General features: G+C 61.4%; 7 protein-coding genes. 4 read left to right on the top strand and 3 right to left on the bottom strand.

Annotated features, from left to right (window positions below):
- Nucleotides 1-123: 123 nt before the first annotated feature.
- On the bottom strand, nt 124-5,286 hold the full coding sequence (locus tag ACVWVP_RS22335; protein ID WP_457408068.1) for an NEL-type E3 ubiquitin ligase domain-containing protein: 5,163 nt from the start codon (nt 5,284-5,286) through the stop codon (nt 124-126).
- Between the two features lie 81 nt (nt 5,287-5,367).
- Nucleotides 5,368-7,002 (bottom strand): AMP-binding protein, encoded by a 1,635-nt coding sequence (locus ACVWVP_RS22330; protein ID WP_457408066.1) that lies wholly within the window; start codon nt 7,000-7,002, stop codon nt 5,368-5,370.
- A 150-nt stretch (nt 7,003-7,152) separates the two neighbouring features.
- Here ACVWVP_RS22330 and ACVWVP_RS22325 point away from each other — a divergent pair, with 150 nt between their 5' ends.
- From ACVWVP_RS22325 to ACVWVP_RS22310, 4 genes are read left to right on the top strand one after another with little or no spacing between them, the layout of a single operon-like run.
- Nucleotides 7,153-8,316 (top strand): isovaleryl-CoA dehydrogenase, encoded by a 1,164-nt coding sequence (locus tag ACVWVP_RS22325; RefSeq protein ID WP_178918859.1) that lies wholly within the window; start codon nt 7,153-7,155, stop codon nt 8,314-8,316.
- A gap of 11 nt (nt 8,317-8,327) precedes the next feature.
- Complete coding sequence (locus tag ACVWVP_RS22320; protein WP_457408064.1) at nt 8,328-9,935, top strand: carboxyl transferase domain-containing protein; 1,608 nt, start codon at nt 8,328-8,330, stop codon at nt 9,933-9,935.
- A 15-nt stretch (nt 9,936-9,950) separates the two neighbouring features.
- Nucleotides 9,951-10,757, top strand: coding sequence for a gamma-carboxygeranoyl-CoA hydratase (locus ACVWVP_RS22315; RefSeq protein ID WP_178918855.1), 807 nt, complete (start codon nt 9,951-9,953; stop codon nt 10,755-10,757).
- Nucleotides 10,754-12,679 (top strand): acetyl/propionyl/methylcrotonyl-CoA carboxylase subunit alpha, encoded by a 1,926-nt coding sequence (locus tag ACVWVP_RS22310; protein ID WP_457408062.1) that lies wholly within the window; start codon nt 10,754-10,756, stop codon nt 12,677-12,679. The genes ACVWVP_RS22315 and ACVWVP_RS22310 overlap by 4 nt, the downstream gene beginning before the upstream one ends.
- Here the strand turns inward: ACVWVP_RS22310 and ACVWVP_RS22305 are convergent.
- Nucleotides 12,676-13,314: a LexA family protein gene (locus ACVWVP_RS22305; RefSeq protein ID WP_178918853.1), complete on the bottom strand. Its 639-nt coding sequence runs from the start codon at nt 13,312-13,314 to the stop codon at nt 12,676-12,678. The genes ACVWVP_RS22310 and ACVWVP_RS22305 overlap by 4 nt on opposite strands.
- Nucleotides 13,315-13,404 lie beyond the last annotated feature (90 nt).

The raw sequence follows: 13,404 nt of genomic DNA, 5'->3' as shown, positions 1-13,404 counted from the left end.
AGTGGTAAAGGGTCACGGCTGCCAAAAACAACAATAGGCCGCCCCTCAATAATAAAAAAAGAGCACGCAACGACAAATTAAAGGGGACCTTCGGGTCCCCTTTGTGCTGTCTGGCCCTTTGATTCAGAGGGATGTCCCGGTCGTGGCTGCGGAGTTGTTCAGTACCCTGCGCGTCAAGGTTTTCAAGGCTCGCTGCTCCAACAGGTGGCGCTCAGCGCCCAAGCTGTTGAGCTCTCGCTCATAAAATGCGCTTTGCATCGAGCCGTTCACCAGGATTTCATCCCTGCGTTTACCCAACAGTCCCGCCAGGTGGTCCGCGGCCGCACCGTGCCTAGCCTGCCATTCCTTCCCCTCTCCTGCGTCCGGCTGACCTTGCAAGTCCGAGAGTTCGAACAAAGCCGCACTTTTCTCATCAATCACACCAAGTTCAGGTGCCATCAGCGCGCTCAGCGCTTGCGAGTAACGGGTACGCAGGTGCTTCTCCCAGAACGTGCGCCCGACAAAAAATTCTTCCTCAAGCTCAGGGTTGCGCTCATCCCGGAGTACCTGCTCACACGCCGCATCGAGCGTCGCCTGGGCCACGTTGGCCTGTTGGGGAAACAACATACCCTGGGATTTGACCGGCAGTTCCAGAGGGGCGGCAAGCCGCGTTCGATAAGCCAATACGACTTCAACCTGCTCGGTAAACCCCGGCCCTCTTGCCGCAACATCGCGTAGGGCAATGGCGTCGACCAGCGCTAAACGAAACAGCTGCCTGGCGGTGGCGATCAGCGCGCCTTCGGCATTGTCCGTTTCTGCCAGTTCAACGGCCCTCGCCCCCATCAGCTCACTTTCAAGGTTCATGAACTCGACCGAACTGCCATCACCACAGGTCACCCGATCATCGGCGGCGGTAAATAACGCTTCGCGAATAGCCTGATTTTCACTGGTCGCCGTCAGCATGTCCCACACCCGCTCAGCCAGTACTGGGCGAGTCACTTCGCTGACGTACTCGGCGCTGCGGGTGATGTCAGCCACCACTGCAAAAAAAGCGGCCGATTCGGGGCTACCCCGCAGTTCATCCCACACTTCACCGCGCCGTGCCCGTTGGTCCGCAGACACCCCCTCCAGCCATAAGCCCCGTGCTTCGTCCACGGAGATGTGCTCATCCCACTGCACCGGGTTAAAACGCTGATCCAGCCGGGCGAGCGTGGCCGCCGACAAGGGATTGTCATGCACATTGATACGTTCCAGATGCTGGTACGCGTATTCAGGCAACGTGGTGATCTGGTTTGAATGCAGATCAATGCGGGCCAGGTTAGGCAATTGTTCGGCGCCTGCAGGAAATGCAGTGGTGCCGGTGTCTGGCAGATAAAGCTGGTTGAGGTTTCGCAGCCTGCGCAAATCCGCCCGCCAGCCCAAGCGGCGATTGCCGCCAAGCTTGAGAATCTTCAGGCTCTGCATCCCTTCCAGGCGCAGGCGGCTGTGTTCGGTCAGCTGAATGTCATTGCTGCTCAGATTGAGCTTTGTCAGCCCGGCACCTGCATTGGCGAACTCCGGCAGTTGCGTCAGGTTGTTATCACTCATGTTCAGCCAGCGCAAACCGCCGAAGGCACGCAGGAACGGCTGTGAGGCATCCGATAGCGCCATTCGACGCAGAACCAGGTGCCCCACGTGATCCATGTTGGCGTTGAGCGCCGGCAACTCGCCCACGCTTTCATCCGAAAGATCCAGCACATAGCCGATCGGTGTCTGGTCCCCTGCCAATGCCTGTGCACCCGTTCTGCGCCAGGCTGCCTTGATGGTCCCCGTCACTCTGCGCCTGGCGCTTGCGTAGCCCGCCCCTCCTTCTTGCTGCCAACTGACCAGCGCTTGATCCAATGCGGCAAACTCTTCTTCAAGTTGGGTCAGCTTCGCCAGGAGCATACTGTCATCAACCCCCTCAAGGCCGAGCATCGTCTCGATCTCTTGCATGGACCTTGACGGATAGAGCGACATCGCTTTCATCCAGCACACCCGGGGACGCTCAGTAGCGCCGCCCAATGGGCTGAGCGGATAGCCCAGGCGTCCGTCAGCCAGGCGCATGGGTGATTTGAAACCGGGCTTGATCACTTGCATGCCAAGCGCTTGCCGGCTTTGCAACTCACTCAGAGGCTGTTCCGCCAGTTGCCTCTTCAACCGTTGAGCAGCCGCGTTGAAGACCGACCAACCGGTGAACTCGCCACTGCTCGCCATCCACAGGGCGTTGAAGAAGGCGTCCTTATCGCGGCGCCAGTACTCGACTTTTTCCGGGCTGCTGCAGAGCTTCCATTCCGTCAAATCGGTATGAATAAGACGAAGCTGTCGAGCGCCGCCGACATCACCCACTTTGTCCAGCAAAGCGCCATCGTAGGTGCCCGCGCGAAGCTCGATGCACGTCTCTTTGAGCAGCCCGGGAATAGAGGCCATCTTGTGCAATGCCAAGTGCACACCGTCCAATGTGAGTTGATTGTCGAATAGAAGATCAGCCTGCGCCCGCATGACCCGCGCCTTCTGCAGGTACACGCGCGCCTCCTCGGCCAACCGCTGCGGCAAGCGCGACGCAGACTTCATGCGAGCCAGCTCCCGAACGTTGGCGTGGGCCACAATTTCTTCGGCTACCCATTTAGGCAAGCCAGGAAAGTCGCGCTGTATCAGTTGAATGTTGGCGTCGTTAGACACATCACCCCCTGATAACTCGCGCTTGACCAGCCGGCTTCTGTTGCTATTGGCCGCGCTCAGCAAACGGTCTCGATACCTCACGAACCTTGCATGCGGCCTGCGTAAGTGCTGCCTCAACGGGTCGGCGCTTTCATCTTCCCGCGTCTGGGAACGCGCAACCGAATCATCATCTGAAACGTCTCGGGTACGCAGGTAAAGTTCGCTAACTTCTCGCTCTGTCATCAGATCCTCACCCAACAACTGACGCATTTCAGGCTCCGTCAATTGCTGGACAAAGGACCGGAACAGCAGACCACTGTCGAGTTGTTCGTGCGTCAGCTCAACAACTTGAGTGGAGTCCTTCGGGACGGCTGAGCGCCATACCTGATGCCCCTCTGCGTCCAACGCTACCAATACCCGCGACTCGGGCCACAGGCCGCCTTCCATCAAGAACTGCACTTGCATCCGCCAGTCGATCCGACCAAAAACCACAGGGTCCGGGTGCTTTAGCTGGTCGATAACCCTTTGGTATTTGTTGTCGCACTCAAATCGTCGAAGCATGTCTTTGAACAGAGGCGCGGGCGCGTGATGATCGATGAACACACTTCGCAACTCATCATCCGACACACCACTGAACGCCCTGGCGAGTTCCAATTGGTTATCGCTCAAGTGATCGACCGAATGGCCAATGCGCCGTAACAGAGTCTTGCGATCCCATGTCAAAGGCTGCTCGAACTCGTGCACCCAGGCCCCTTCCCCGTTGTGTCGAGCGCGTGGTGCATAACGTGAATCGCCATCGGGGTGCAGAAGTCTGAATTCATTGGGCTCGCCGCTGGGCCGGATCTTGTAATGATTGCCCCCGCCTGCTGACAAATACAGCTCGCCTTCATGACGATACAGGCCCTGGGTATCGGGTCGTTGCCCCTCAGGCAGCGTTATCCGGTGCAGGTAGTGTGCGGGGTCGAATGCATACAAGCGCTTGCGTCCACCGAATTCCACATGCACCAGGCGCTTGATGAAAGGGGCATCTTTGGCTGCCATCAGCCCGTGTGGCACGGCCAGCCCCGCCAGGTTGAGCGCCACCGCCGAAAAGTGTGCCCAGGCGGTTTTGGTTTCGTCTTGTGACCAGGCTTCAATGCCTTCGCCTAGCTCGTAGGTCATCTGCACGGCGGCGACGATCAGCATCGCCTCCCCCAGGAAAGGCACCACGAACGAGGCAAGATTGAGAATGTCCAGCGCACGACTGCCGAACGACCACAACCAGGCGTTGTAGACACGCTCATCCACATCCCGGGTAGGCACCACACTGGCGCGAGCATTTTCCACGGTCAGTTGCATGCGCCTTACCGCGCAATCTGCCCACACATCACGCCATGAAGAGGCGTAGCTACCATGCCGGTTGACCCGCCCCTTTTGGGCGGGCGCAAAGTCCCCATCGTCGGCGTGACGGGCCTCCGGATCCAGAAAGGCCTTGAGCCGAGTGAAGAATGCATCCTGGCTGGAAAGCGGCACGAACTGGCTGAAGAAAGTGCGGTATTGGACCCGACACAGACGCGTCGTCAGGTGGTCGGTAAACGCGGCAATATTGTCATATGACTTGAGGGGATGCTGGGGGTCCCCCGGGATGTAGACAATACACGGCCGGGAGACCAATTCGGCATTCCTCAGGTTCGCCCGCCATGCAACCGGACCGATGATCAGGATGTTTTCGATGTCGAACGCGAATAACCGAAACGGTGAAAACTTGACCTCCTCACCCGCCCATTTCACCTGTGACTGGCTTCGCAGAAGATCGATGATCAATTGGTGGCCATCGGGCTGGATATCACCTTTCATCAAGGCAATCTCTGCCGCCAACTCCAACTGATGCCGGTGGCTGAGGATCAACGTGCTGTACAGCTTGCCGATGCCCGCTTCCGTGCTGGTGATACGTATCCGGCTATTGATGAAGCTTCGTACATACTCGCTGTACGAGCTGCCCAGATCCAGTTCCCTGCACAGTGTGGCGAATTCATACGCCTTGATACTCAGCCTGACCGATTGGACGTTGCCTGGAGCAGGAAGCCGGATGCGTGAAGCGCTGGAAAAGTCGTAAAGGGTGACCAGGTGACAATCTGCACAGACCGGCTCACTCGCTTCCTCTTGGGTGAAATTGTTCAGCGCAGCCCCCAGCAAGCTGATCCCCCGGTAGAAATAGAATTGCGGTGCCAACTCGCTGACCCGGCGGGTCGAGACCTCTCGGGGATCGGTTTCGCATACTTTCTGCTCCATCTTGCGGGCGAAAAATACTTGTCTGACGTCCAGGCGCTCCCCGAATTTCTTTTCAATCGCAGCCACCAACAACGGTTCGGCATACTCGGCCGGCCCTTTCAATGGCCTGAACATCTGGTCGAGTTGATTCAAGGAGTACCGGCTGCGCTGATGGATCACCCTCATACGGTCTTTCGCATCCGTTGAGGCATTTGTGTACCAGTCCGGGATGCTCAACTGCAATGAGGCCAATTCGGTTTTGCGCTCATCCAGCGCGTCCGTGTACCAGGCGGGGGTGTTGTCCTGTATCACGCGGCCGTGAGGGCTGGTCTCGCTTGCAACCGGACGCGTGGGAGGGTCAATAGGGGTACTGGTCATAGCCATGGCCTTCAAGTGGCGAAAGAATGCGCCACTTTAGGCACTGCCCTTCATCACGCAGCAGTAGACATGTACCGCGATTCAGCAGTCGTCACGCAGCTCCTCAATCGAAATCTCGCGCATGCGGAATTTCTGGATCTTGCCCGTGACCGTCATGGGGAACTCATCCACGAACTTGAAATGCCTGGGCGTCTTGAAGTGCGCGATGCGGCCCTTGCACCAGGTCTGCAATTCCAGTTCGTTGGCCACATGGCCAGGGTGGAACTTGATCCAGGCGACGATCTCTTCGCCATAACGCTCATCCGGAATGCCGATGACCTGCACATCCGCCACCGCAGGGTGAGTGAAGAAAAACTCCTCTAGCTCACGCGGGTACACGTTCTCGCCGCCCCGGATGATCATGTCCTTGTTGCGCCCGGCGATGCACACGTAGCCGTGCTCGTCCATGGTCGCCAGGTCGCCGGTGTGCATCCAGCCGGCCGCGTCGATGGCCTCACGCGTGCCGTCGGGGTTGTTCCAGTAGCCGAGCATTACGCTGTAGCCACGGGTGCACAATTCGCCGATTTCACCGCGCGCAACCGTGTTGCCCTGTGCGTCGATGATTTTGTTTTCCAGTTGGGGCTGTGTGCGGCCGACGGTGGTGACGCGTCGCTCCACGTCGTCGTTGGCACCGGTCTGCAGGGACACCGGGCTGGTTTCGGTCATGCCGTAGGCGATCTGCACCTCAGCCATGTGCAACTCGCTGATGACCCGGCGCATCACCTCGATGGGGCAGGTGGCGCCGGCCATGATGCCGGTACGCAGGGTGGCCAGGTCCAGCTCGCCCCGGCGCGGGTGGTCGAGCATCGCGATGAACATGGTGGGCACGCCGTACAGGCCGGTGGCGCGCTCTTCGGCGACGGCGGTGAGCGTGAGCAATGGGTCGAAGCCGTCATTGGGGTAGATCATGGTAGTGCCGTGGGTGATGCAGCCCAGGTTACCCATCACCATGCCGAAGCAGTGATACAGCGGCACCGGGATCACCAGGCGATCCTGGGCGGTCAGGCCCAGGCTTTCACCGACCATGTAGCCGTTGTTGAGGATGTTGTGATGGCTGAGGGTGGCACCCTTGGGAAAGCCGGTGGTGCCGGAGGTGTACTGGATGTTGACGGGCTGATCGAAGTGCAGGCTGGCCTGGCGCGTGTGCAGTTGCTGGGGCGGGACGCCTGCCCCGAGCGCCGCCAACTGCGACCAGGGCATGAAGCCTTCGGGCGGGTTGGGGTCCAGGCTGATGATGCCAAGCAGGTCCGGTTTCAGTGCCTGCAGCATGGCGTGGTAGTCGGAGGTCTTGAACGAACCGGCGCACACCAGCCACCGGCAGCCCGACTGCTTGAGCACGTAGTCCAGTTCAGTGCTACGGTACGCCGGGTTGATGTTGACCAGAATCACCCCGAGCTTGGCGCTGGCGATCTGGCTGATGCACCACTCGGCGCAGTTGGGCGCCCAGATGCCCAGCCGATCACCGGTCTGCATACCCAGGGCCAGGAAGGCACGGGCGTGCAGGTCAACGGCGTCGGCCAGTTGCCGCCAGGTGTAGCGACATTGTTGATGGCGCACTACCAGGGCCTCGCCCTCGGGAAATTGCGCAACGGTGCGATCGAACGCCTGGCCAATCGTCATGGCCAGCAAGGTCTTGTCCTGAGAGCCACGGCTGTAGCTCTGATTCGGTTGATCCATAACGACCCCTGTTGTCTTTTTTGTAGGTTGACGTAAACGTAAACTACGATTGACAGCGCCGTAACGCAAGCTTACGTTAACGTAAAGGTGAGCGCCCTCCCCTGGCGCGCCACCCACACAAAAACAACGCCCACATTAAGGTGCCTGTCCATGAGTTACCCGTCCCTGAACTTCGCCCTCGGTGAAACCATCGACATGCTGCGCGAACAGGTGCAGCACTTCGTAGCCAAGGAAATCGCACCTCGCGCGGCACAGATCGACAGCGACAACCTGTTCCCCGCCGACCTGTGGCGCAAGTTCGGTGACATGGGCCTGTTGGGCATCACCGTGCCGGAAGAATACGGCGGCGCGGGCCTGGGTTACCTGGCCCACGTGGTGGCCATGGAAGAGATCAGCCGGGGATCGGCCTCGGTGGCGTTGTCCTACGGTGCCCACTCCAACCTGTGCGTGAACCAGATCAACCGCAACGGCAATCACGCACAGAAACTCAAGTACCTGCCCAAACTGATCAGCGGCGAACACGTCGGCGCCCTGGCCATGAGCGAGCCGAATGCCGGCTCCGATGTGGTGTCGATGAAACTGCGCGCCGACAAACGCGGCGACCGCTTCGTGCTCAACGGCAGCAAGACCTGGATCACCAACGGCCCCGACGCCAACACCTATGTGATCTACGCCAAGACCGACCTGGAGAAAGGCGCCCACGGCATCACGGCGTTCATCGTCGAGCGCGACTGGAAGGGCTTCAGCCGCAGCAACAAGTTCGACAAGCTGGGCATGCGCGGTTCCAACACCTGTGAGCTGTTCTTCGATGACGTGGAAGTGCCCGAAGAAAACATCCTCGGCACCCTCAACGGCGGCGTGAAAGTGTTGATGAGCGGCCTGGACTACGAACGCGTGGTGCTCTCCGGTGGCCCCACCGGGATCATGCAGGCGTGCATGGACCTGATCGTGCCCTACATCCACGACCGCAAGCAGTTCGGCCAGAGCATCGGCGAATTCCAGCTGATCCAGGGCAAGGTCGCCGACATGTACACCCAGCTTAACGCCAGCCGTGCCTACCTCTACGCCGTGGCCCAGGCGTGCGAGCGCGGTGAAACCACACGCAAGGACGCCGCCGGGGTGATCCTGTACAGCGCCGAACGCGCCACGCAAATGGCCCTAGACGCCATCCAGATTCTCGGCGGCAACGGTTACATCAACGAGTTTCCCGCCGGCCGCCTGCTGCGCGACGCCAAGTTGTACGAAATCGGCGCCGGCACCAGTGAGATTCGCCGGATGCTGATCGGCCGCGAACTCTTCAACGAAACCCGCTGAAGGAGCGCGCCATGGCCACCCTGCACACCCAGCTCAACCCACGCTCGGCGGAGTTCGCCACCAACAGCGCCGCCATGCGCCAGCAGGTCGATGCCCTGCACACCCTGCTCGCCCACGTGCAGCAAGGGGGCGGCGCCAAGGCCCAGGAGCGGCACACCTCGCGGGGCAAACTGCTGCCGCGCGAACGTATCAACCGCCTGCTGGACCCGGGCTCGCCGTTCCTGGAACTGAGCCAACTGGCCGCCCATCAGGTGTATGGCGAAGACGTACCGGCAGCCGGGGTGATCGCCGGGATCGGCCGTGTGGAAGGCGTCGAATGCATGATCGTTGCCAACGACGCCACGGTCAAAGGCGGCTCCTATTACCCGCTCACCGTGAAAAAACACCTGCGCGCCCAGACCATCGCCGAGCAGAACCGCTTGCCGTGCATCTACCTGGTGGACTCCGGCGGCGCCAACCTGCCACGCCAGGACGAAGTGTTCCCGGACCGTGAGCACTTCGGGCGGATCTTCTTCAACCAGGCCAACATGAGCGCCCAGGGCATCCCGCAGATCGCGGTGGTCATGGGCTCCTGCACGGCCGGTGGTGCCTACGTGCCGGCCATGGCAGATGAAGCGATCATGGTGCGCCAGCAAGCCACCATCTTCCTCGCCGGCCCACCTTTGGTGAAGGCAGCCACGGGTGAAGTGGTCAGCGCCGAAGACCTCGGCGGTGCCGATGTGCACTGCAAGATCTCCGGCGTGGCCGACCACTATGCCGACAGCGACGAACACGCCCTGGCCCTGGCGCGACGCAGTGTGGCCAACCTCAACTGGCGCAAACAGGGCGAACTGCTGCAACGCACGCCGGTGGCGCCGCTGTACAGCAGCGACGAGTTGTACGGGGTAATCCCGGCCGATGCCAAGCAGCCGTTCGACGTGCGCGAAGTGATCGCGCGGCTGGTGGACGGTTCGGTGTTCGATGAATTCAAAGCGTTGTTCGGCACCACGTTGGTGTGTGGTTTTGCGCACCTGCACGGCTACCCGATTGCGATCCTTGCCAACAACGGGATCCTGTTTGCCGAAGCTGCGCAGAAAGGCGCGCACTTTATCGAACTGGCCTGCCAGCGCGGGATTCCCCTGCTGTTCCTGCAGAACATCACCGGCTTCATGGTTGGCCAGAAGTACGAGGCCGGAGGCATTGCCAAACATGGCGCCAAGCTGGTCACCGCCGTGGCCTGCGCCAAAGTGCCGAAGTTCACCGTGATCATCGGTGGCAGCTTCGGGGCCGGCAACTACGGCATGTGCGGCCGCGCCTATGACCCGCGTTTCTTGTGGATGTGGCCGAATGCACGCATTGGCGTGATGGGCGCCGAACAGGCCGCCGGCGTGCTGGTGCAGGTCAAGCGTGAACAGGCTGAACGGGCCGGCAACGGGTTCAGTGCCGAGGAAGAAGCGGCGATCAAGCAGCCGATCCTCGACCAGTACGAAACCCAGGGTCACCCCTACTACTCCAGTGCCCGCCTGTGGGATGACGGCGTGATCGACCCGCTGCAGACCCGTGACGTGCTGGCCCTGGCCCTGTCCGCTTCGCTGAATGCCCCCATCGAGCCGAGCCGCTTCGGCGTGTTCCGCATGTAAATGGAGCTGTACCCCATGAGCGATTTCAACACCCTCGAACTGATCACCGACAGCCGTGGCTTTGCCACCCTGTGGCTCAGTCGCGAAGCCAAGAACAACGCGTTCAATGCCGAGATGATCCGCGAACTGATCATCGCCCTCGACCAGGTGCAGGGCGATCCGTCCCTGCGCTTTCTGGTGCTGCGCGGGCGCGGCAAGCATTTCAGCGCCGGGGCCGACCTGGCCTGGATGCAGCAATCGGCCGAGCTGGATTACCACACCAACCTGGATGACGCCCGCGAACTGGCGGAGCTGATGTACAACCTGGCCAAGTTGAAGATCCCTACGCTGGCGGTGGTACAAGGCGCGGCCTACGGCGGTGCGCTGGGCCTGATCAGTTGCTGCGACATGGCGATTGGCGCCGATGACGCGCAGTTCTGTTTGTCAGAGGTACGCATCGGCCTGGCACCGGCGGTGATCAGCCCGTTCGTGGTGCAGGCCATCGGCGAACGCGCGGCGCGGCGTTATGCCCTGACCGCCGAACGTTTCGACGGCCAACGCGCGCGGGAAATCGGCTTGTTGGCCGACAGCTACCCCGCCAGCGAGCTGGACCTGCAGGTGCAGCTGTGGGTCGCCAACCTGTTGCAGAACAGCCCGGCCGCCATGCGTGCCAGCAAGGACCTGTTGCGTGAAGTCGGGAACGGCGCGCTCACACCCGCCCTGCGCCGCTATTGCGAAAACGCCATTGCGCGGATTCGCGTCAGCGCCGAGGGCCAGGAAGGCTTGCGCGCGTTCCTGCAAAAACGCCCGCCCAGCTGGCAAGCACAGGAGCCACGCTCATGAGCACACTGACCACCCTGCTGGTGGCCAACCGTGGCGAGATTGCCTGCCGCGTGATGCGCACCGCCAAAGCCATGGGCCTGACCACCGTGGCCGTGCACAGCGCCATCGACCGCGACGCGCGCCATAGCCGCGAAGCGGATATTCACGTGGACCTGGGCGGCAGCAAAGCCACTGAAAGCTACCTGCAAATCGACAAACTGATCGCTGCCGCACACGCCAGTGGCGCCCAGGCGATCCACCCGGGCTACGGTTTCTTGTCGGAAAACGCCGGCTTCGCCCGCGCCATTGAAGCGGCGGGCCTGATCTTTCTCGGCCCGCCCGCCTCGGCCATCGATGCCATGGGCAGCAAATCGGCCGCCAAGGCGCTGATGGAAACCGCGGGTGTGCCGCTGGTGCCGGGTTATCACGGGCAAGCCCAGGACCTGGACACCTTCCGTGCCGCCTGCGAACGCATTGGCTACCCGGTATTGCTCAAGGCCACGGCCGGTGGCGGTGGCAAGGGCATGAAGGTGGTCGAGGAGGTCAGCCAACTGGCCGAAGCCCTGGCCTCCGCCCAGCGTGAGGCGCTGTCGTCCTTCGGCAACGGGCAAATGCTGGTGGAGAAATACCTGCTCAAGCCGCGCCACGTGGAGATCCAGGTGTTTGCCGATCAGCACGGACACTGCCTGTACCTCAACGAGCGCGACTGTTCGATTCAGCGTCGCCACCAAAAAGTGGTGGAAGAAGCCCCGGCGCCGGGCCTGAGCGTCGAGCAGCGCAAAGCCATGGGTGAGGCCGCCGTGCGCGCCGCCCAGGCCATCGGCTATGTGGGCGCCGGCACCGTGGAGTTCTTGCTGGATGCCCGTGGCGAATTCTTCTTCATGGAGATGAATACACGCTTGCAAGTGGAACACCCGGTGACCGAGGCGATTACCGGGTTGGACCTGGTGGCCTGGCAAATCCGTGTCGCACAGGGCGAGGCGCTGCCGATCACCCAGGAGCAGGTGCCGCTGATCGGCCATGCGATTGAAGTGCGCTTGTACGCTGAAGACCCGACGAATGATTTCCTGCCAGCCACCGGCCACCTGGCGCTGTACCGCGAATCTGCCCCAGGCCCCGGGCGGCGTGTGGACAGCGGTGTGGCGCAGGGGGACGACGTGTCGCCGTTCTACGACCCAATGCTCGGCAAGTTGATCGCCTGGGGCCAGGACCGTGAACAGGCGCGCCTGCGGTTACTGAGCATGCTTGATGAATTTGCCGTGGGCGGGCTCAAGACCAACCTGGGCTTTCTACGTCGGATCATCGGCCATCCGGCCTTTGCGAGCGCCGAGCTGGATACCGGGTTTATTCCGCGTTACCAGGACCAATTGCTGCCGGCCGTTGGTGCCTTGAGCGATGAGTTCTGGCAGGCGGCGGGCGCCGCGTTTATGCAGAGCCTACCGGCCGGTGATGGGCCTTGGGCGGATACCCGAGGGTTCCGGGCGGGGCTACTCACGGAGGTTTCCCTGCACCTGAGCTGCAATGGGCAGGATCGGTTGGTGACGTTGCAGGGGGATGCCTTCGCCTTGAGCGGCGAGCAATTGTCGTTCGAGCGCCAAGGCGTGCGTCGCGACCTTCTGGCCGTGCGCAGCGAGGGCAGCGTGTTCCTGCGCTGGGACGGCGAGATGCACGCCATCAGCCTGTTCGACCCGATTGCCGCGGTCGAGGCCAACCAGTCTCACCAGGGCGGCCTCACAGCGCCCATGAACGGCAGCATCGTGCGCGTGTTGGTTGAAGTGGGGCAAACCGTGGAAGCCGGCGCGCAACTGGTGGTGCTGGAGGCGATGAAGATGGAGCACAGCATTCGCGCGCCCGAGGCCGGGGTGGTCAAGGCACTGTTTTGCCAGGAAGGCGAAATGGTCGCCGAAGGCAGCGCACTGGTGGAGCTGGAAACGGCGGGCTAGAACTTGGCCATGGCTTGCACGACGACGCCGAGGATACGGCAGTCGTCGGTGAACAGCTGCTTGGGATACGTTGGATTGAGTGGCATCAGGTAAAGCTGGCCGCTCTCTTCCCTCAACTGGCGGAAAGTAGCGCGGGTGCTGTTGGCCCATTGCGCAACCACCAGCTTACCGGGCTCGGCTTCGACGGCCGGGTCCACCAGGATCATCATGCCGGCGCCGATGCTCAAGCCGCTGGGGGCAGCCATGGCGTCGCCGGTGACGGGCAGCCAGAACGCCGCGCCGGCGCAGCGCTGATCCGTCAGTTCGAAGCGCCGGGTGTCATAGGTGGCGCGCTCTTCACGGGTTTCGCACAGGCTTTTCCAGTCGCTGACCGGGTAACGGAAATACGGGTTGTAGTGTTTCGCCGGTGACGGCTCGTGCGGGGCGCTTCGTTCGCGGATCTCCAGCGCCACTTCCAGGTCACCAAGCCCCAAGGCCTGCAACAGCCGGTTCATGTCTTCCAGGCTCGGCACGCGGCGCTTGTTCAACCAGTGGCCGACACCGCCCTGGGACATGCCCAGGCGTTCAGCCAGTTGATCCTGCGTGACCTTGCGGTCTTTCATGTTGGCCTTGACCAACGCTATCCAGTTATCCATGGGGCCTGACAATACGTCGCGTATTTTTCAGGGCAATAAACAGTTTGTAGTAATCCACAAAACGACATAAATACGATACGTACTATCATC

It is taken from the genome of Pseudomonas sp. TE24901 (assembly GCF_054058375.1).
Note: the sequence above shows the minus strand (reverse complement) of the source record. Positions and strands in the feature narration are given on the sequence as shown.

Coding starts and splice junctions, on each gene's coding strand:
- ACVWVP_RS22310 (WP_457408062.1), top strand. CDS start 10,754: ATGAGCACACTGACCACCCTGCTGGTGGCCAACCGTGGCGAGATTGCC.
- ACVWVP_RS22330 (WP_457408066.1), bottom strand. CDS start 7,002: ATGGATCAACCGAATCAGAGCTACAGCCGTGGCTCTCAGGACAAGACC.
- ACVWVP_RS22315 (WP_178918855.1), top strand. CDS start 9,951: ATGAGCGATTTCAACACCCTCGAACTGATCACCGACAGCCGTGGCTTT.
- ACVWVP_RS22335 (WP_457408068.1), bottom strand. CDS start 5,286: ATGACCAGTACCCCTATTGACCCTCCCACGCGTCCGGTTGCAAGCGAG.
- ACVWVP_RS22320 (WP_457408064.1), top strand. CDS start 8,328: ATGGCCACCCTGCACACCCAGCTCAACCCACGCTCGGCGGAGTTCGCC.
- ACVWVP_RS22305 (WP_178918853.1), bottom strand. CDS start 13,314: ATGGATAACTGGATAGCGTTGGTCAAGGCCAACATGAAAGACCGCAAG.
- ACVWVP_RS22325 (WP_178918859.1), top strand. CDS start 7,153: ATGAGTTACCCGTCCCTGAACTTCGCCCTCGGTGAAACCATCGACATG.